Source organism: Paracoccus ravus (assembly GCF_004522175.1).
Classification (GTDB): Bacteria; Pseudomonadota; Alphaproteobacteria; order Rhodobacterales; family Rhodobacteraceae; genus Paracoccus; species Paracoccus ravus.
Genome location: NZ_SDEB01000001.1, coordinates 282,912 through 302,785 on the forward strand (window position 1 = coordinate 282,912; position 19,874 = coordinate 302,785).

Annotated in this window: 18 protein-coding genes; 9 read left to right on the forward strand and 9 right to left on the reverse strand. The window is 65.6% G+C overall.

Features of this window, described 5'->3' with window-relative positions; genetic code table 11:
* Positions 1-7: 7 nt before the first annotated feature.
* The 7 genes from ESZ60_RS01505 to ESZ60_RS01535 all read right to left on the reverse strand — a co-directional run bounded on the left by ESZ60_RS01505 (position 8) and on the right by ESZ60_RS01535 (position 8,681).
* A complete protein-coding gene (locus tag ESZ60_RS01505) occupies positions 8-1,261 on the reverse strand; it encodes a M16 family metallopeptidase (RefSeq protein ID WP_425331299.1) in 1,254 nt (417 codons plus the stop codon).
* Positions 1,262-1,317: 56 nt separating this feature from the next.
* Positions 1,318-2,706 carry a M16 family metallopeptidase gene (locus ESZ60_RS01510; protein WP_134678631.1) on the reverse strand — a complete coding sequence of 463 codons (1,389 nt, stop codon included), beginning with the start codon at positions 2,704-2,706 and terminating at the stop codon, positions 1,318-1,320.
* Positions 2,707-2,798: 92 nt separating this feature from the next.
* Positions 2,799-3,362, reverse strand: coding sequence for a DUF3035 domain-containing protein (locus ESZ60_RS01515; protein WP_134678632.1), 564 nt, complete (start codon positions 3,360-3,362; stop codon positions 2,799-2,801).
* Positions 3,363-3,394: 32 nt separating this feature from the next.
* A complete protein-coding gene (lspA, locus tag ESZ60_RS01520) occupies positions 3,395-4,012 on the reverse strand; it encodes a signal peptidase II (protein WP_245155544.1) in 618 nt (205 codons plus the stop codon).
* Positions 4,013-4,104: 92 nt separating this feature from the next.
* Positions 4,105-5,694 (reverse strand): bifunctional phosphoribosylaminoimidazolecarboxamide formyltransferase/IMP cyclohydrolase, encoded by a 1,590-nt coding sequence (gene purH, locus ESZ60_RS01525; RefSeq protein WP_134678634.1) that lies wholly within the window; start codon positions 5,692-5,694, stop codon positions 4,105-4,107.
* 38 nt (positions 5,695-5,732) lie between these two features.
* Positions 5,733-7,379, reverse strand: coding sequence for a heparinase II/III family protein (locus ESZ60_RS01530; protein ID WP_134678635.1), 1,647 nt, complete (start codon positions 7,377-7,379; stop codon positions 5,733-5,735).
* A gap of 39 nt (positions 7,380-7,418) precedes the next feature.
* Complete coding sequence (locus tag ESZ60_RS01535; RefSeq protein WP_134678636.1) at positions 7,419-8,681, reverse strand: RsmB/NOP family class I SAM-dependent RNA methyltransferase; 1,263 nt, start codon at positions 8,679-8,681, stop codon at positions 7,419-7,421.
* 54 nt (positions 8,682-8,735) lie between these two features.
* Between ESZ60_RS01535 and ESZ60_RS01540 the strand changes: the two genes are divergently transcribed.
* The 5 genes from ESZ60_RS01540 (at position 8,736) to ESZ60_RS01560 (ending at position 14,786) form a co-directional block, all read left to right on the forward strand.
* Entirely contained in the window at positions 8,736-8,909 is a 174-nt protein-coding gene (locus tag ESZ60_RS01540) for a DUF1674 domain-containing protein (protein ID WP_134678637.1), read from the forward strand.
* A 113-nt stretch (positions 8,910-9,022) separates the two neighbouring features.
* Positions 9,023-10,216 (forward strand): efflux RND transporter periplasmic adaptor subunit, encoded by a 1,194-nt coding sequence (locus ESZ60_RS01545; RefSeq protein ID WP_134678638.1) that lies wholly within the window; start codon positions 9,023-9,025, stop codon positions 10,214-10,216.
* A complete protein-coding gene (locus ESZ60_RS01550) occupies positions 10,216-13,326 on the forward strand; it encodes an efflux RND transporter permease subunit (RefSeq protein ID WP_134678639.1) in 3,111 nt (1,036 codons plus the stop codon). The genes ESZ60_RS01545 and ESZ60_RS01550 overlap by 1 nt, the downstream gene beginning before the upstream one ends.
* Entirely contained in the window at positions 13,323-14,366 is a 1,044-nt protein-coding gene (gene selD / locus ESZ60_RS01555; protein WP_134678640.1) for a selenide, water dikinase SelD, read from the forward strand. The genes ESZ60_RS01550 and selD overlap by 4 nt, the downstream gene beginning before the upstream one ends.
* Positions 14,367-14,417: 51 nt before the next feature.
* Complete coding sequence (locus ESZ60_RS01560; protein WP_134678641.1) at positions 14,418-14,786, forward strand: hypothetical protein; 369 nt, start codon at positions 14,418-14,420, stop codon at positions 14,784-14,786.
* A gap of 7 nt (positions 14,787-14,793) precedes the next feature.
* Here the strand turns inward: ESZ60_RS01560 and ESZ60_RS01565 are convergent, their stop codons facing one another.
* Together ESZ60_RS01565 and ESZ60_RS01570 are read right to left on the reverse strand one after the other, a co-directional pair.
* The gene (locus ESZ60_RS01565) at positions 14,794-15,231 is read right to left on the reverse strand and encodes an RbsD/FucU family protein (protein ID WP_134678642.1); all 438 of its coding nucleotides are present in this window, start codon (positions 15,229-15,231) and stop codon (positions 14,794-14,796) included.
* Positions 15,232-15,315: 84 nt separating this feature from the next.
* Positions 15,316-16,149, reverse strand: coding sequence for an aldo/keto reductase (locus ESZ60_RS01570; protein WP_134678643.1), 834 nt, complete (start codon positions 16,147-16,149; stop codon positions 15,316-15,318).
* Between the two features lie 141 nt (positions 16,150-16,290).
* Between ESZ60_RS01570 and ESZ60_RS01575 the strand changes: the two genes are divergently transcribed.
* From ESZ60_RS01575 to ESZ60_RS01590, 4 genes are all read left to right on the forward strand, one after another.
* Positions 16,291-17,208, forward strand: a complete 918-nt coding sequence (locus ESZ60_RS01575) for a putative zinc-binding metallopeptidase (RefSeq protein ID WP_342365223.1) — start codon at positions 16,291-16,293, stop codon at positions 17,206-17,208.
* A gap of 45 nt (positions 17,209-17,253) precedes the next feature.
* Positions 17,254-17,670, forward strand: coding sequence for a PaaI family thioesterase (locus ESZ60_RS01580; RefSeq protein ID WP_134678644.1), 417 nt, complete (start codon positions 17,254-17,256; stop codon positions 17,668-17,670).
* Between the two features lie 100 nt (positions 17,671-17,770).
* On the forward strand, positions 17,771-18,424 hold the full coding sequence (locus ESZ60_RS01585) for a protein-L-isoaspartate O-methyltransferase family protein (protein ID WP_134678645.1): 654 nt from the start codon (positions 17,771-17,773) through the stop codon (positions 18,422-18,424).
* A gap of 23 nt (positions 18,425-18,447) precedes the next feature.
* Positions 18,448-19,845: a TolC family outer membrane protein gene (locus tag ESZ60_RS01590; RefSeq protein WP_134678646.1), complete on the forward strand. Its 1,398-nt coding sequence runs from the start codon at positions 18,448-18,450 to the stop codon at positions 19,843-19,845.
* Positions 19,846-19,874: the final 29 nt, after the last annotated feature.

The window sequence follows — 19,874 nt, forward strand, 5'->3', positions numbered from 1 at the left end:
GGATTCGTCAGTTCGACGCAGCGATCCCCTGCGGACGGCCGACCAGCACGAAGCGGATCTGATCCGAATGCAGCAGGCGCTTCGCGACGCGCTGGACATCCTCGGCGGTGACGGCCTCGATCTTGGCGTTGCGGGTATTTACATAATCGGCGGGCAGGCCGATCAGCTGCATCCCCGCCAAAATCCCGGCGATCTTGCCATTGCCGTTGAAGCGCAGGGGATATTCGCCGGTCAGGTAGGTCTTGGCCTCATTGAGTTCCTTATCGGTGACGAGGCTCTCGCCGAAACGGTCCCATTCCTGTTTGATCAGATCAACCGCCTCGGCAGTTTTCTCATTGGCGCTTGCCATGCCGCCCACCCAGGTCTCGCCATAGACGGCATTCGAAAGGCCGGTGCCGACGCCATAGGTCAACCCGCGCTTGTCGCGGATCTCATCCATCAGGCGCGAGGCGAAGCCGCCACCGCCAAGGATATGGTCAGCGACGAAGGCCGCGAAATAATCCGGGTCCGACATCGGCAGGCCGGGTTGCGCAAAGCTCACCACGGTCTGCGGGCTGTCCCAGTCGATCAGCGTGACGCCACCGGTCAGTTGCAGCTTGGCCTGTTCGGGCAGCGGAACCGAGCCTTTTTCCGGCAACCCGCCAAGGATCTTGTCGATCAGTTGGCCCAGTTGCTCGGCATTGATATCGCCCGAGGCCGCCACCACGACGCGGTCCCGCGCCAGAACGCGGTTCTTGGCGTCGATCAGGTCGTCGCGGGTCAGGGCCGCCACGGTCTCCGCCGTGCCATTGACCGAAGACCCATAGGGATGATCGCCCCATGAGAGCTTCGCCATCGCTTTCGAGGCGATGGAGTTCGGGTCGGTATCCTCATTGCGGATCACCGACTGGACCTGCGCGCGGACCCGCTCGACGGCGTCCTGATCAAAGCGCGGCTCTGTCAAAGCCTGACGCAGCAGATCGGCCGCGGCATCGCGGTTCTCGGTCAGGAGGCGGGCGCTGACGGTCAGCGCATCATCGCCCGCATCGAAACGGTTCGAGGCACCCAGCGCCTCGATCGCCTCGGCATAGGCGACCGAATCCATTTGCGCAGAGCCTTCTTCCAAAAGCGCGGTCATCAGGTTGATCGCGCCGCGCTTTTCGGGCGCATCAAGGCTCGCGCCGCCCTTGAACATCAGGGAAAGCGCGGTGAAGGGGATCGAGTGATCTTCGACCAGCCAGGCCTTGATGCCACCGGGCGAGGTGATCTCTTGAATCTCGATGGCCCGGACGGGCAATGCGGCAAGGGCGACGAAGACAAAAGTGGCGAGCGCGCGGATCATTGGACGTCCTCGGCGGCGGGAAGAGTTGCGGTGGCAGCCTGAGCCTGGTCGGCGGCGGGCTCGGGCAGCAGCCATCCGGTGACCGATCCGGGACGGGCCAGGACAAGCTGGGCGGCGGCGCGGATGTCATCGGCCGTGACCGCGCCCAGAATATCGGGCCAGTCGTTCACATCCTCGACCGTCAGGCCCACCGACAGGCCCTGGCCATAGTCATAGGCCCGGCCATGGGCGGAATCCTGGGCATAGATGCGCGAGGCCCGGATCTGGGTTTTGACCCGTTCGAGCTGCGCGGCGTCGGGTCCGTCCTCCAGGAACTTCGTCAGCGCGGCGTCCAGCGCGGCTTCGGCATCGGCATTGCTGATCCCCGGCCCCGGCACCAGCGAGATCCCAAAGGTCGTCGGGTCCACCGTCAGCCCGTCATAGCGGGCATCGACATAGAGCGCCTTGCCGGTCAGCACCAGATCACGGGCCAGAACCGAGGTCTGGGCCGAGCCGGCCAGCAATTCGGCCAGCACGCTCAGCGCCGCGGCCTGTTTCTGCTCGCCGGCATTGCGTTCGGGCGCAAGGATGCTACGGGTCAGGACGGGCTGGGCGACGCGGGGATCGCTGCGTTCGATCCGGCGGTCGGCGCGCTGCTCGGGCTCTTGCGGCCGGGGTTTGCGGGTGGTGTTTTCCTTGGGCGGAATGGGACCGTAGAATTGCTCGGCCAGTTCCTTGGCCTTTTCGGCGGTGACATCGCCCGCGATGATCAGAACCGCGTCATTCGGGGCATAATGCGCGTCATACCAGGCGATGGCGTCGTCGCGGGTCAGCCCCTCCATCTCTTGACGCCAGCCGATGACCGGGCGGCCATAGGGGTGATTATAGAACTGGACCGCGCTGCGTTCCTCGGCAAATTGCGCGCCGGGATCGCTGTCGGTGCGCTGCGAGCGTTCTTCCAGCACGACCTGACGCTCGGCTTGCCAGTCATCCTCGCCGATCCTCAGATTCTGCATCCGGTCGGCTTCCATCTCCATGACCAGAGGCAGGCGGTCGGCGGCGATGCGCTGGAAATAGGCCGTGTAGTCGTAGCTGGTGAAGGCATTGTCCATGCCGCCATTGGCGGTGACGGTCTTGGAAAGCTCGCCTGGGCCAAGCTTGTCGGTGCCCTTGAACATCAGATGTTCGAGATAATGCGCGATGCCGGACTTGCCCGGCTGCTCATCGGCCGAGCCGATCTTGTACCAGACCATCTGGACGACGACCGGGGCGCGGTGATCCTCGATCACCACGGCCTCAAGGCCGTTATCCAGTTTGAAATGGCTGATCCCCTTGGGCATTTCGGCCAGCGACGGGGTCGCGGCCAGCGCCAGCGCAAGGGGCGAGAGGCGCATCAGGATATTCATAAGCAGGCTCCGGTTCCGGGTCGCGTGACCGAAACTGCCCCGTGCGGGGCTGCCGCGCAAGTCAGCAGCCCGTCATCACCTCGTGATCGGGATCAATCCCGCAAAAGCGACTCGGCCGAGGCCCGCGCGTCTTCGGACATGCGGTACTCTTCGGCCCGAGGCGGCGCTGCGGGCAGCCGCACCCCGGTCGGGCGCAAGCGCTGCTGTTCGGCCCAGCTGTCCAACGTCATCGATTCATAGGCGCGGTAATAGACATCCGTGCCTGCTAGGATCTCGAGCGCCCGGCGCGAATGGCGGCTACGCCAGTCCAGATCTTCTCGGGCGGCGATGATGCGGATCGCGGGATCGCGGCCAAAACGCGAGGCATGGTTGACCAAGGCCCCGTCCGCCGCACCAATGCCCTGCTGCGCCAAAGCGCCGGGGTTCCCGCCCAGGGCCGCTACGGCATCCGCCTCGGGGGTCGGGTCGGTGATGTTCGTGCCGCCCGGCGTAGGCGAGGGCAGCACGGCCAGATCCGGCGGCATCGACAAGGCCTTGGTCGGAAGGATCGAGAACTCATCCGGGCTGGAACGGCCCGACTGCGTGTTCATCAGCTGCGGATCGTTGCTGCAAGCGCCCAGAAGCAGCATGGTCATTGTCAGCGCGATCGCTCGCATTTCCGGTCCCTCGCCTTGGTCTTGGGCCGTGTTTAACGTGAATTCCCGGCCCCGTCACGCGGCTTCTGGCCTGGCTCGTCAAGCCCCAGCTTGCCCTGACCTGCCTCGGTCGCGGCATCAGGCTCGGTCTTGGCGCGCGGTGCGGGGGCCTTGGGCGCGCGGGCCTTGGGCGGCTGTCGACGCGCGGTTTTCTTCTCCGCAGCCTCGGGCGGTTGAAACACCAGTCCAAGCGCGCCGATGAAGATCGCGATATCGGCCAGGTTGAAGCTATAGGGATTGCGCCAGCCCGGCAGCGACATGTTCAGGAAATCCGCGACCGCGCCATAGACCAGCCGGTCCACCACATTGCCGAGCGCCCCGCCGATCAGAAGACCCGCCGAGATCCGCGCCAGCCGCCCGGTCTTGGCGCGGCCAAGCCAGATCGCCACCCAAAGGCAGACCGCGAGGGCGATGCCGATCAGCACCCAGCGCATCACATCGATCTCGCTGGAGAACAGGCCGAAATTCATCCCCTGATTCCAGGCCATGCGCAGGTTCAGCCAGGGGTCGATGACGTCGATCTCGCGCAGCTGGTCCAGATGCAGCAGATGCACGACGACATATTTCAGAAGCTGGTCGGCCAGAAATATCGCCGCAGCGGTGATGCTCACCACCCTCCACGCCGAGGGCGCGGGCTTGGTGCCCGCCCGCCGGCGCGGCGCGGTTGGCGATTTCCGCGGTTTGCTTGCGGGAGGCATGGCCATCAGTGACGGAAATGCCGTTGGCCGGTAAAGACCATGGCCAGACCCAGACGGTCGGCGGCCTCGATCACCTCGGCATCACGCATCGAGCCACCCGGCTGGATCACGGCTTTCGCGCCAGCAGCAGCGAGGGCCTCGATCCCGTCGGCAAAGGGGAAGAACGCATCCGACGAGACCGCCGAGCCGTTGGTCAGCGCCTCGGACAGACCCAGCGCCTCGGCCATGTCCTCGGATTTGCGCTTGCCGATGCGGGTCGAATCGACCCGGCTCATCTGGCCGGCGCCGACGCCCACGGTCGCGCCGTCCTTGACATAGACGATGGCGTTCGACTTGACGTGCTTGGCGACGGTCCATGCGAAAAGCAGGTCGTCCAACTCCTCGGCAGAGGGCTGGCGCTTGGTCACGACCTTCAGATCGTCACGCGAGACACGGCCATTGTCGCGGCCCTGCACAAGGAAGCCGCCCGCCACTTGGCGGAACGAGGTCCCCGCCGCCGCCGGGTCGGGCAGACCGCCCGTGGTCAGCAGACGCAGGTTCTTCTTCGCGGCAAAGATCTCGCGGGCTTCCTCGGTCGCGTCGGGGGCAATGACGACTTCGGTGAAGATCTCGGTGATGGCGCGGGCAGTATCGGCATCCAGCGTGCAGTTCAGCGCGACGATGCCGCCAAAGGCCGAGGTGCGGTCGCAGTCATAGGCGCGACGATAGGCCTCGACGGCGGTTGCGCCACGCGCGACGCCGCAGGGATTGGCGTGCTTGATGATCGCGACGGCCGGGCCTTCGGCCGGGTCGAACTCGGCGACCAGTTCGAAAGCCGCGTCGGTGTCGTTGATGTTGTTGTAGCTGAGTTCCTTGCCCTGCCATTGCTTGGCGGTGGCAACGCCCGCGCGCTCGGAGCCGTCCTTGTAGAAGGCAGCCGACTGATGCGGGTTCTCGCCATAGCGCAGACCTTGGGCCAACTCGCCCGAGAAGCTGCGGCGGCGCGGGTTTTCCTCGCCAATGGCTTGCGCCATCCAGCCGGAAACTGCCGCGTCATAGGCGGCGGTGCGGGCATAGGCGAGCTGCGCCTGACGCTGGCGGAAGGCATAGCGGGTGGTGTCGTCATTCGCGTCCAGTTCGGCCAGCACGGCAGCATAGTCCTGGACATCGACGACGACGGTGACGAAAGCATGGTTCTTCGAGGCCGCGCGGATCATCGCCGGGCCGCCGATATCGATATTCTCGATGCAATCGTCGTAATCGGCGCCTTTCGCGACGGTCTCTTCGAAGGGATAGAGGTTCACGACCAGCAGGTCGATCATGCCGATGCCATGCGAATTCGCCGCAGCCATGTGCTCGGCATTGTCGCGCAGCGCCAGCAACCCACCATGCACGACCGGATGCAGCGTCTTGACGCGGCCATCCATCATTTCGGGAAAGCCGGTGACCTGCGCCACGTCGATCACCGAAAGCCCTGCCTCGCGCAGCGCCTTGGCGGTGCCGCCGGTGGACAGCAGCTCGACGCCGCGCGCGGCCAGCGCACGGGCAAAATCGATCAGGCCGGTCTTGTCGGAAACGGAAATCAGCGCACGCTTGAGCGGAATGCGGTCGGTCATCGGTCGGAGGCCCCGTAATGGATCGCGGATTTGGCCAGTCACCTAGCGCCGGAACGCGCCAAGGTCCAGCCGATCTGGATGGCCCGGCCGTGCAAACGCGCCGAAAGCACGATCTGGCGCGAGGGCCGCGGCTCGGCCTGGCTGCGATCCAAGAGGCAACTGGCCTCCAGACGGGCCACACCGACGCCGTCATGGCTGAACTGCCAGTGGTCTCCGCCGGGCAAGGTCAGATGAATCAAATCGCCCTGCGCAAGCGCCTCGATATCGGGGTGAAGGTGAAAGCGGATATCAAATCCCAGCCCCTCGGACGTTCGGGTATGGTCAAGGCGCGACTGCGCACTGGCATCCAGCGCCGCCAGCGAATCCTCGCCCTGCAAGGTTGCGCCGTCAGGCGCGAGCCAAAGTTCGCGCAAATGGGTCAGGCCGTGGCTCTCAAGCCAGCCATCATGGCCCGAAAGCAGATGCGCGGGTTCGGTCGAATGGGCCGGGCCGCAATCGGGCGCGGTCAGGTTCCCCAGCGCGTCACAATCCCCCGCCCAGACCAGCGTCGGGCGCTCGGTCAGGATATCGGGCTCGCCCTCTTGCCGGTTGGGATTGAGCCGCGACGACGAGAGACCTTCGAGGCACAGCGCGGAATGGCAGGGCGTGGCGCGGCTGGCCTTGGCCCAAAGCGGGCCGAACCCGTCGCCGGGGCCGCAATTCACGATCAGCGGCTGGCGCGCCACGGTCAGTTCAAAGGCCAGGGTCGAGGCATGGGCGCGGAACGCCGCGGGTCCCGCGGGCGGGGCCGCGGCGTCAAGGATCAGCGTCGTGCGGGCGCGCACCATGCGGGCAAATCCCATTGCCAACCCGTGGACGGGCAGCGCCGCGCCTTCGGCCGCGCGCAGGCAGCGGTCGAGCCGACCCGCGGCCCCCCGACCGCCGCCGTGGAAACTGGGCAAGGCCCCATCGGCATGGCGCAATCCGCGCAGGATCGGCGCAAGCTGCGCGATGACGCTGCGCAATTCCGGGGGCGAGGCGTGCCCGGCCTCGTCGGCGGTCTCCTGCGCCCAGACCAGCAGGGCCATGGCCTCGAGCAGATCCTCGGGCGAGCGCGTGGCCGAGAGTGTCTCGACCCCCATTGCATCGGCCTCTTCGGCCAGCGCGATCAGGGCAGGTGCCGCCACTGCCTGCCGATCGCGCAGCGACATCGCCCCAATGGCCAGCCCCGCCAATGCCTCGAGCCGGGGCAGCCCGTCGGGGCAGTCATACCATGTCGCGCGCAGATGGGTCAGATGCTGGTCCAGGGCGCGGAAATAGGGTTCCGCCCCGTCGCGATCCAGGCCCGGCAGGATCATCCCGGCGTGAAAGATCCAGTGCAACACCCGCCGCCCTGCGACCGAGGCCTGCCATTCGGGCGCGTCGCCATGCGCCTGCCTGTGCCGCCTCAGCCAATGCAGGACATGGTGCTGCGCCACCGCGCGGGCCTTGGGCGAGCCGACCGCGGCCAGATCGTCGAGCCAGCCAAAGCCATGCAGCTCGTCCGCCACCGAGGGCGGCATGTCATTGTCGAAGAAACCGCCCGTCAGCGTCAGACCGCCCAGATGCAGCTTGCCTTCCAGGATCTCTTCGCCACGACCGGAATGGCCGATGGCCTTGGGCTCGGGCCGGCGCAGGAAACCGCGAGGGGAAGGCGTGTCATTCATCTGTGTCGCATTCGCTGGAACACGACAAGATTAGGACTTCTAAACGGATTTTCGCAAGCGCGCGATAAAGAACCCGTCCATGCCGCCGCGTTCCGGCCACAGGTCGGGGCGCAGCCGCAACCCGCCTTGCGCGGTCAGCCATTCCGGCGCAATGCCGGGCGCGGTGGCAGGCTCGGCGGTCACCTCGGGATGACGGGCGAGCGTCGCGGCCAGTTGCTCTTCGCCCTCGGCCGGATGCAGCGAGCAGGTCGCGAAGACCAGCCGCCCTCCGGGTTTCAAGAGGCTCAGCGCATGGTCGATCAGGCGGGCCTGCAACGCGGCCAGTTCCGGGATCGCGCTGCCGTCGCGGATCAGCGGCAATTCGGGATGGCGGCGGATCGTGCCGGTGGCGGAACAGGGCGCATCGAGCAGGATCGCGTCGAGCGGCGCATCGGGTCGCCATTCCAGCGCATCCCCGGCGACAAGCGTCGCCGAAAGCCCGCAACGCGCCAGATTTTCGGCCACGCGGGCAAGCCGGGCTTCGGAAATATCGAGCGCCGTGACATCGGCCCCGGCTGCCGCAAGCTGCAGGGTCTTGCCGCCCGGAGCCGCGCAGATATCGGCGATGCGCTCGCCCGGCTTGGGGTCGAGAACCCGCACTGCCAGCGCGGCAGCCGCGTCCTGCACCCACCACTCTCCAGCCTCATAGCCATCGAGCGCGGTGACCTGCGTGCCCGCAGGCAGGCGGAACGAGCCGGTCGGCAGCGCCTCGCCCGGCGCGATGCCGGATTTCGCGGTCAGGTCCAGAGGCGCGCCAGCCTCATGGGCGGCCTCGATGGCGCGGGTGATGTCGCGACCCCAAGCGCCGACGACAGGGGCGCGCAGCCAGCCCGGCATTTTCTGCGGCGGCAGCTTTTCCCAAACCTCGCTGGCCGCCGAGGCCTTGCGCAGAACTGCATTCACCATGCCCGCCGCTGCCTGCCCCTTGCCGCCCAGCCCGCGGCAGATCGTCACGGCGGCATTGACCGCGCCATGCGGGGCCTCGCCCAGAGCCAGCATCTCGACGGTGGCAAGACGCAGAAGGCGGCGGATCTCGGGCCGGGGCTTTCGCGCGAGCATCGGCGCAAGCAGCGCATCGGCGCGCTCGCCCCGGCGCAGGACCTCCAGCGCGAGGCGACGCGCCCGCGCGCGTTCCGAGGGCGAAAGCCGCTCGTTCACCGCCGCTGCTTCGTCCAGCGTCGCGCCCTCCTCAACCGCCGCCAGCAGTCTCAATGCCCCCAATCGGGACGCATCACCGCGTTCCGTTTTGCGCGTCTTGTCCATCTGCGCCCCCTTGCCTAGATTGCCCCCGTCTAGCGTGATGCAGGGAAAACCGCCATGACCGACCGCAAGGATCTGCCCCCCGAGGCCCTCCGCGCCCTCGCCGAGGCCGAGGAACGCCGCCGTAACGCGGCACCGCTGAACCTCCCCGAGGAACTGGGCGGCCGCGACGGCCCAGAGCCCGTGCGCTATGGCGATTACGAGAAAAAGGGCATCTGCGTCGATTTCTGACGCGTTGCGCCCCGCCGCTGGCGATTGTGTGATCAGCCGCAGCCGCGTCGTTTACTTGCCATTGGGCTTTGCGGGCTAAACAGTCAGCAAGAAAGAACCGCAAGGAACGGCAGATGAGCAAAGGTGACAGGATGTCCGGATGGGTGGCGATGCTGCTTGTCGTCGGGCTGGCCTCGACCCCCGCATGGGCGCAACAGCGCGGCGCGCGCGGATCGCAGGGTCCGATCGAGGTTGGGGTGATGACCACGGCCGAAGAAGAGGTGCCCTATACGATCACCTTGCCCGGCCGGGCCATCGCCTATCAGCAGACCGCGATACGCCCGCAGGTCGGCGGCGAGATCCTTGAGGTCACCTATGATCCCGGCCAGCCGGTCAAGGCGGGCGACGTGCTGTTCCGCATCGACCCCGAGACCTTGGAAGCCGCGCTTGCCGCCGCCGAGGCCAGCGTCGCCGGGGCCGAGGCCAGCCTGACCGAGGCAGAGAACACCGTCACCCGCTATCGCAGGCTCGAAGGCTCGGGCGTCTCGGCCGTGGATCGCGCCGCCGCCGAGGTGGCGCTGAAACAGGCAGAAGCCGCGCTGAAAGCCGCGCAGGCCGCGCGCGACACCGCCCAGCTTTCGTTGGACCGGACGCGTATCCTCAGTCCGATCGACGGCATGGCGGATGTGGCGGATGTCTCGGTGGGCGATCTTGTGACAGCCAACCAGTCCGAGGCCCTGACCACCATCACCCAACTTGATCCGATCTACGTCGATGTCTCGCAATCCAGCGCCAGCATCCTGCGCAACCGGTCGCGCTTTGACAGCGGTGAATTGATCCGCAACCGCGAGGTGCAGGCCCATATGACGCTGGAAACCGGCGACGAATATCAGGGCGCGGGCCGGATCGTCAGCCCCGGCATCCTCGTCTCGCCGACCACGGGAACCGTGCCGATCCGGCTGCAATTCGACAATCCCGACCGGATGATTCTGCCGGGGCAGTTCCTGCGGGTGCAGATGACGCTTGGCTCGACGCGCGCGGTCCTGGTGCCGCAGCGCGCGACCAAACGTGGCTCGGATGGCACGCTGACGGCCTATGTCGTGCGCGACGGCAAGGCCCAGCAGATCACGTTGAGCGAGCAGGGCAGCTATCGCAACAGCTGGATCGTGACCCAGGGCGTCAGCCCCGGCGAAGCGCTTGTGCTGGACGGGCTCGACAATCTGCGCGCCGGGGCCGAGGTCAAGACAGTCCCGGTCCGCATCGACGAGCAGGGCGTCGTCCGCGAAGTCAAGGCCGCGTCGCAGGACAATTCGACGGTCAGCAACTGATGGCGCGCTTTTTCATTCACCGCCCGGTTTTTGCATGGGTGCTGGCCATCGTCACCATGCTCATCGGCGGCTGGTCGCTTCTGAGCCTGCCGGTGTCGCAATATCCCGACATTGCGCCCACCACCATTCGCATCACGGCGAATTATTCGGGCGCGACGGCGCGGGCCGTGCAGAATTCGGTCACGACCCCCATCGAGGATGCGCTGACCGGCCTTGACGGGCTGCTAGATACCGTCTCGACCTCGTCGCAGGGCCGCGCCTCCATCACCATGACCTTCGACGACAGCGCCGATCCGGTCGATGCGCTGAACGAAGTGCAATCCAAGGTCCGCTCGGTCGAAAGCCGCCTGCCCTCGCCGGTGCAGCGCGACGGCGTCTCGGTGTCGCGGTCAAGCTCGTCGATCCTGATGGTCGGCTCGCTCGTCTCGACCAAGGGCGAGCATTCCACCATCGAACTGGGCAACCTGCTGGAGCAGGTGGTCGAAGGCCCGGTCAAGCGGACCGAGGGCGTGGGCGGCGTCAACGTCTTTGGCTCGGGCTATGCCATGCGGATCTGGATGGACCCGCTGCGGCTGGCGCAGTTCCAACTGACGCCGACCGATATCACCAGCGCGGTCTCGGAGCAGAACAGCACCGTTTCGGTGGGCGATCTGGGCAGCCAGCCCGTGGTCGCGGGCCAGCAATTCACCGCGACGATCACCGCTCAAAGCCAGCTGACCTCGGTCGATGATTTCCGCAATATCCTGCTGAAAACCGGCTCGGACGGCGCGGCGGTGCGGCTTGGCGACGTGGCCGAGATCGAGATCGGGCAGGTCAGCTACGGTCGGGATTCGCGCTATAACGGCATGAATGCCTCGGGGTTTGCGGTGAACCTCGCGACCGGGGCCAATGCAGTCGAGACAGCGAATGGCGTACGCGCCACGCTTGACGGATTGAAAAGCGCCCTGCCCGAAGGCGTGGAAATCCATATCGCCTATGACACCGCACCCTTTGTCGAGCTTTCCATCGAGAAGGTCTATCACACGCTTCTGGAGGCCATTGCGCTGGTCTTCCTGGTGATCCTGCTGTTCCTGCAAAACTGGCGCGCGACGCTGATCCCGATCGTGGCGATTCCGGTCGTGCTGCTGGGCACGTTCGGGATGCTCGCGGCGCTGGGATATTCCGTCAATACGCTGACCATGTTCGCGATGGTTCTGGCCATCGGCCTTCTGGTCGATGACGCCATCGTCGTCGTAGAAAATGTCGAGCGCGTGATGTCCGAAGAAGGCCTCGGCCCGGTCGAGGCGACCGAGAAAAGCATGGGCCAGATCAGCGGCGCGCTGGTCGGCATCGCGCTTGTCCTTTCGGCGGTGTTTCTGCCCATGGCCTTCATGGCGGGTTCGACCGGGGTGATCTACCGGCAATTCTCGGTCACGATCATCACCGCGATGGTGCTGTCCTTGCTTGTCGCGCTGATCCTGACACCCGCGATGTGCGCCAGCATGCTGCGCCCCGGTCACGGGGCGGCGCGCTTTGCTCCGGCGCGATGGTTCAACGCGGGTTTCGACCGGATCACGCAAGGCTATTCCGCCAGCGTCAGGCGCACGCTGCGACGCCCGTTCCTGATGATCCTCGTGCTGGGGGCGATCAGCTATGGAGCCTTTGACCTCTTCAACCGCATGACCACGACCTTCATCCCGACCGAGGACCAGGGCGTGCTGCAATCGCGTATCGCCCTGACCGAGGGCTCGACCGCGCAGCAGACCGCCGCCGTGGTGCATGAGATCGAGGATTACCTTTTGACCAAGGAAAAGGATGCGGTGGAATCCGTCTTTGTCGCGATGGGCTTCGGCTATTCCGGCACGGCGCAAAATCAGGCGATGATCTTTGTGAAGCTGCGCGACTTCGATATGCGGGGCGGCGGCAACCTTGCGGCATCCGCCGTGGCACAGCGCGCGAACGCACATTTCTCGGGGCATCGGGCGGGGCGGATCTTTTTCATGCAGCCACCGGCGATTCCTCGGCTCGGGAATTCCTCGGGATTCACCTTCTACCTGATGGACCAGTCGGGAGGCGGGATCGAAGCCCTGACAGGTGCCGCCGATCTGTTGGAACAGAACGCAGCATCTGACCCGCGCGTCCAGAACACCGAAAGCGGCGGGGCCGAGGACGAAGCCGCCTTGCGCATCGATATCGACCAGCAAAAGGCCGAAAGCCTTGGCGTCTCGGTTCCGGCGGTGAATTCGATGCTGGCGACGATCTTTGCCGGCGATGAGGTGAACGACTTCGCCCTGGGTGCGCAGCTGCGCCCGGTGATCGTGCAGGCCCGCGCCGGAAACCGGATGCAGCCCGAGGATGTGAACAGCTGGTATGCCCGCAATTCGGATGGCGAGATGGTGCCCTTCAGCGCCTTCATGTCGATCCGCTGGGAACCGGTCGAGCCGCGCCTGTCCCGCATCGACGGCATCGACGCGATCGCGATCGAGGGCCAGCCCTCGCCGGGCGTCAGTTCGGGCACCGCCATGGACGCGATGGAGGAACTGGTGGCCGATCTGCCCGGAGGATATGGGCTCGCATGGACAGATTTGTCCTATCAGGAGCGTCAGGCCGGGAATCAGGCGCCCTTCCTCTTTGCCCTGTCGGCGCTGGTCGTGTTTCTCTCGCTTGCCGCGCTTTACGAAAGCTGGTCGATTCCCTTCTCGGTCATGCTGGCGGTTCCGGTCGGCGTGCTCGGCGCGGTGGTCGCGGCGCTGGCTCTGGGACAGGCCAATGACGTCTACTTCAAGGTCGGGATCCTGACCACCATCGGGCTTGCAGCCAAGAACGCGATCCTGATCGTCGAATTCGCCCGTGAATTGCAGGATAGTGGCCGTAGCGCCGTGGATGCGGCGACCGAGGCCGCACGCCAGCGCCTTCGTCCGATCCTGATGACCTCGCTGGCCTTCATCCTTGGCGTGCTGCCGCTCGCGATTGCCCAGGGGGCGGGAGCGGGGGCGCAGAACTCGATCGGGATCGGCGTGATGGGCGGGATGCTTTCCGCGACCTTCCTTGGGATCTTCATGGTGCCCGCCTTCTACGTTACCGTGCGTGAGCTGACGGACCGGCGCCGCAACAAGGAGCAGCTTGCATGAACGAACATCCCAGACTGACCTCGCTTGCGCATGGCGGGGGATGCGGCTGCAAGCTTGCGCCCTCGGTCCTGCGCGAATTGCTGGCGAACCAGCCTGTGGCGCAGGCCTTCCCGCAGCTTCTGGTCGGGACCGAAACTTCGGACGATGCGGCGGTCTGGCAAGTGGACGACAAGACCTGCGTGATCGCCACGACGGATTTCTTCATGCCGATGGTCGATGATCCGCACGATTTCGGGCGGATCGCGGCGACGAATGCGATTTCGGATATCTATGCCATGGGCGGTCGTCCCATCATGGCGTTGGCAATTCTGGGAATGCCGATCGACAAGCTTCCGCCCGAACAGATCCGCCAGATCCTGGAAGGCGGGCGCGAGATCTGCGCCGAAGCGGGCATCCCCGTCGCCGGCGGCCATTCGATCGACGCGCCCGAACCGATCTACGGGCTGGCGGTGATCGGCTTGTGCCACCCGTCCGAACTGCGCCGAAATGCGGATGCGAAACCCGGCGACGCGTTGATCCTGACCAAGGGGCTGGGCGTCGGCATCTATTCCGCCGCGATCAAAAAGGGCGCGCTGGATGCGGCGGGTCTGGCCGAGATGGTCGCCAGCGCGACCACGCTGAACCGGATCGGCATGGAACTGGCGAAGCGGGCGGATGTCCATGCGATCACCGATGTCACCGGTTTCGGGATCCTGGGCCATGGGCTCGAAATCGCGCGGGGCGCCGGGCTGCGGTTGCGGATCGACCTTGCCCGCCTGCCTTTGCTGGGCCGGGCCGCGGAACTTGCGCAGGCCGGGTTTGCCACCGGCGCCTCGACCCGGAACTGGGCCGCTTACGGCGCCGAGGTCGAATTGCCGGCAGGGCTTGCAGATTGGCAGCGCGCGATCCTGACCGATCCCCAGACCTCGGGCGGCCTGCTGATCGCCTGCGCCCCCGAATCGGCCGAGGACATCCTGGCTCAAATCCGCGCCGCCGGACTTCCGCTGGCCGCGATCATGGGCCGGGCCGAGGCAGGGCCACCGGGCATCTCGGTCATGTGACGGAACCTGTGGGGCAGCATCACGTTTCCTGCTGATGATGGAGGAACGCGCATGACCCGCCCCAGCCCGACTTGCCCGAGCCTGACCTGCCTCGCTCTTTCCGCCTTTGCGGTCCTTGCCAGCGCCGTCCCGCCGATGGCCCAGACAGCGCCTGCACAGGTTCAGGCGGAAAATCCCGTCCCCACCACCGGGGAATGCCCGCCCCCGGCCGGCATGGCCGAGCCCGCGACCCCCGAGTCCGCCAGTGCCGACGGGACCGCCCCCGCAAATTCCGGCTCGACCGGCTGGAGCGGCGGAACGGGCGGGTCGCTCATCGGAACCAATCCGCAAGGGGCGACGCGCCACACCAAGACCTGGCACGCGCCGACCGCCCGAGGGCTGGACCTGACCGGCCGGCCGGAACCCGCGCCCGCCTGCTGAGCAGGGCTCATGGTTGAGCGATCACGCCCTTTTTCAGGATGACATTGCTGTAAAGACGCGTGTCCATCGTCTGCAGGATGGCGAAACTGCCGCGCGCAAAGTCGTAAAAGCCGAACCGATCCACAGATTGCAGCGACGAGCCCGCCTTTTCGATGATCGGAATGATTTCCTGAATGGGTTCCGGGATCGTATCGGGATCCCCCACTACCTGCATCGACGTGGCCGCGGCCGAAACGAATGTGTCCAAAGGTAGCAATGACGTCACCAATCCGACGGTTCCCTGCAAGCGGGTCCCGATCGTCAGCACGCGGTCATAGGCAAGCCCACGGGCAATCGCGGCGGCCGGGAAGTTCCGGTCAACGATCGCCAGATCGTCGCCATGACCCATCTGGGCAAGCACATAGAGCAGTTCCGGCGAAATGTTGGGATTGATTCCCTTGAGCATCGGCTTTCCTCGAAAACGAACCCGGAATTATCGGGTCTATTTCCAAAAAAGCGCTGCCAACGCAAAGGTCAAGTCCCATCGGGGTCATATCATCTCGAGCGGCTCGGCCTGGCGCGGCGGAGGAAACAACTCTTCGAGTTCGGCCACGACCTCGCGGGTCAGCCCCAGTTCGACGGCGCGCAGATTCGTGCCGACATGGGCGGGCGAGGCCGCCTTGGGAATCCCGATCATGGCGGGACGGTTCAGGACCCAGGCCAGCGCCAGTTGCGCCGCGGTCAGCCCCAGCTTGGCACCGATCGCCGACAGGCGGGGGTCGCGCGCCAATCGACCTTGCCCGATGGGGCTATAGGCCATCGCGGGGATCGAGCGCGCGGCGAGCCAGGGCAGCAGATCCCATTCCGGGCCGCGGCGCTCCAGATTGTAGAGGATCTGGTTCGTGGCGCAGCGCCACCCTCCCGCCGCCAGAAGATCTTCCATATCGGCCACGGCGAAATTGCTGACGCCCCAATGACGGATATGGCCCTCGTCGCGCAGCCGCTCCATTGCGGCGACGGTCTCCGCCAATGGGATGTCACCGCGCCAATGCAACAGGTAAAGGTCGATGCGGTCGGTCCCGAGCCGTCGGAGACTGGCGGCACAGGCCCGCGGCAGATCGCGGGCCGAGGCATTCCAGGGATAGGCCTTGCTGACCAGAAAGACCGAATCGCGGCAACCTGCGATGGCTTCGCCCACAAGTTCCTCTGCCGCGCCCTCGCCATACATCTCGGCAGTGTCGATCAGGGTCATGCCCAGATCAATTCCGCGCCGCAATGCGGCGAGTTCGTCGTCCCGGTCGCGTCGCCCCTCGGCCATCATCCAGGTGCCCTGACCCAGCGTGGGAACCGACTCGCCGTCGGGAAGGTTGGTGCGGGGGATCATGGCGGGGCTCCGGTCTCGCTGAATCCCTGAATGATGCATGCAATTCTCGAAGCTTTCAAAGAGACGGTGACGATGCAGCGCCTCGAATGCCCAGCTTGCAGACAGCGTGTCTATTTTCATAACACGACATGCGCCTGCGGGATGGCGCTGCAATTCGATCCGCAGCAGGGAAAATTCGTCAATGACGCGCCGCCCTGCCCGAACCTTGCGCCCTTGGGCTGCAACTGGCGCGCCGGGCCCGAGGGCGGATTGTGCCGCTCTTGCGCCATGACGCTCACCATTCCGGATCTTGCGGTCGAGGGGAACCTTGCCCTTCTGTCCCAAAGCGAGGCGGCCAAGCGCTGGGTGCTGGCCAATCTGGCCCGCTGGGGCTGGTTCACCGATAGCGATACCGGGCCCTGGCCGGTCTTTCACATGTTGTCGGAACATGCCCGCCACCAGGAGGTCGATGTCACGATGGGCCATGCCTCGGGCATCATCACAATCAATGTGGTCGAGGCGGATGACGCCGTGCGAATCGAACGCCAGCAGGAATTCGACGAGCTACATCGCTCGATGATCGGCCATATGCGCCACGAGATCGCGCATTTCCTGTTCGAGCGCCTCTCGGTGCTGCCGTGCTTTCTAGAGGCGTTCCGGGCCATGTTCGGCGATGAGCGGGCCGATTACGCACAGGCGCTGGCCGCACATTACGCCGCGCCGAAGGACAAGGGGACGAGCCATATCAGCAATTACGCGACCATGCATCCGCACGAGGACTGGGCCGAGAGCGCCGCGCATATCCTGCATCTGGTGGACCTGACCGACAGCCTGATGGCATCCGGACTGAATGGCCCGCAGATTCCTCCGCCCGGATATGACGCCTATGCCGATATCGACGCAGCGCATCTGCTGACCGTGGCCACCGCCGTCTCGATCGCGGTGAACGAGATCAACCGGGCGCTCGACAATCCCGATGTCTATCCTTTCGTGCTGACCGAAACCACGCGGGCGAAACTGGGTTTTGCACATCGCTGGCTGTCGCAAGGCGCAGCTGGGGCCAGCGCGCCCCCCGCTTGACCCCGCGCCACCGGCGGCCCAGCATTGCCGGAAAAAGGAGTGGCGATGGACGACGGCGCGCAGACGGACCTGGCCTATGACCAGCCGGAATACTCAAGATTTCTGGGAATGCGGATCCTGACGGCGGGGCCCGACGAGGTGACGGGCGAGATGCCCGCGACCCGCAACCTTTCGAATCGCAATGGCGTTCTGCATGGCGGCGCGATCATGGGTTTTGCCGACAATCTGGGCGGCACGGCAGCCACCATCAACCTTGGCGCAGGGCAGGCCACGACGACCCTGGAAAGCAAGACGAATTTCCTGCGCCCGATCCGCATCAGGGATGTCGCGCATGGCCGCTGCGTGCCCTTGCACAAGGGCAGGACCACGATGATCTGGCAGACCACCATCACCCGACAGGATGGCAAGGTGGCGGCGATCGTGACCCAGACGCAGATGATCCTGCAATGGCAGGACAGCTGAACCAGCCGGTCGTCCGCATCGCTCGCTGACGCCTGCCGTTGCCCAGACGGATGTTTCATGGCAAGAGACGCCAAAGCCAACCGAAAGCAGGTTTCCGAAAATGACCGATTTCGCGCAGCGCCGCACCATGATGGTCGACACGCAGGTCCGCCCGAACGACGTGACCAGCTATCCTGTCATCGAGGCGATGCTTCACGTTCCCCGCGAACAGTTCGTTCCCGAATTGCGCCGTGAAACCGCCTATGCCGGCGACAGTATCGTCCTGGCCCCCGGGCGCGTCCTGCTCGAGCCGCGCAGCTTGGGCAAGATGCTGGAGGTCTTGAACCTGCAATCCGGCGATCTCGTGCTCAATATCGCCAGCGGTTACGGTTACACCGCCGCAGTGATGGCCCGCATCGCCGAGGCCGTTGTCGCGGTGGAAGCCGACCCCGAGATGGCCGCCGAGGCGCAAAGCCGCCTTGCCGAGCAGGAGATATTCAACGTGGTCGTGACCCAGGGCGAACTGGCTGACGGCTTTGCCAGTCAGGCCCCCTATGATGCGATGCTGATCGAGGGCGCGATCGAACTGATGCCCGAATCCCTCGCTTCGCAGCTTCGCGACGGCGGGCGTGTCGTTGCGTTGTTTCAGGAGGGCAATCTTGGTATCGTCCGAATTGGACACAAGGTCGATGGCCGGATCAATTGGCGCTTTGCATTCAATGCCGGCGCGCCGGTGCTTCCGGGCTTTGCCAAGACGGGCGGCTTCGCCCTATAGAAGAAAAGAAAAGGGACCAGGGCATGTTTCGCAAAACCATGAGCAGATTGCGCAATCCATTGCTTGCGATGCTTCTGGCGGGCGGAACCGCCCTTCCCCTGCAGGCCGAAACCTTGGCGGATACCATGGTCGCGGCCTATCGTCATTCGGCCCTGCTTGAACAGAACCGGGCCGTGCTGCGCGCCGCCGACGAGGATGCCGCAGCCGCCCTTGCCGAGTTGCGCCCGGTCCTGCAATGGGTGGCGGAATATTCCTATCAGAATATCGAGGGTTTCGACGCGAATTCGTCATCCTTGTCGCTTCAGGCGCAGATGACGCTTTACGATTGGGGCCGCACCGCCATCGCGATCGACATCGCCAAGGAAAGCGTTCTGGCCACCCGTGCCGCTCTGGTCGGGATCGAGCAGGACGTCCTGCTGGGCGCGGTTCAGTCCTATCTGGATGTCCGCAGCGCCTCGGAGCAGGTCGAACTTCAGGCCAATTCGGTCCGTGTTCTGGGCGAGGAACAGCAGGCCGCGACCGACCGTTTCGACGTCGGCGAAATCACCCAGACCGATGTCGCGCAGGCAGATGCGGCGCTGGCCGAGGCACGGGCCGATCTGGCGACCGCCGAAGGCGATCTGCGGGTCGCACGCGAGGCGTTCCGCAATGCGACGGGCCGCTTTCCCGACAATCTTGCCCCGCCCCCGCCGACACCGAAACTGCCGGCCTCGCTGGCCGCCGCGCGCGATATCGGACAGCGGACCCATCCTCTGATCCAGCAGGCCAAGCGCGAGGCCGCAGCCTCGGAACTGCGCGTCGCGGCCGCCGCGGCCGAGCGGAACCCGGAACTAACGGGTTCTGCCGGGCTGTCGACGCAACGCAGCAAATCGATCAGCAGCGGCGGTGTCTCGAACAGCACCGATATCGGATCGATCTCTCTGAACATGAGCCAGACGATCTATTCCGGCGGGCGGCTGCCCGCCGCTCATCGCAAGGCGATGGCGCAGCGCGACTCGGCGCGCTCGTCGCTTTTGAATACCGCGCGCCAGGTCGATCAGGCGGTCGGCACGGCATGGGCCGGTATCGATGTGGCCCGGGCCCAGATCCGCGCCATCGACGAACAGATCGTCGCCGCGCGCCAGGCCTATTCCGGTGTCCGCGAAGAGGCGACTTTGGGCGCGCGCACCACCCTTGACGTGCTGGACGCCGAGCAGGTCCTGCTCGAGGCGATGGCGGACAAGATCACCGCCGAAGCCAATATGCAATTAGCACATTATCAACTCTTGTCGGCTATGGGTTTGTTGACGGTAGAAAACCTGAAACTGGGCATTCCGACATATGATCCATCAGCATATTACAACGCAGTGCGTGACGCGCCCTTCACCAGCCGGCAAGGGCAGAGCCTGGATCGCGTCCTGCGCGCGATTGGCAAGCAGTAAGCCCGCTCCCCTCCGGTTCGCGGGGGCAT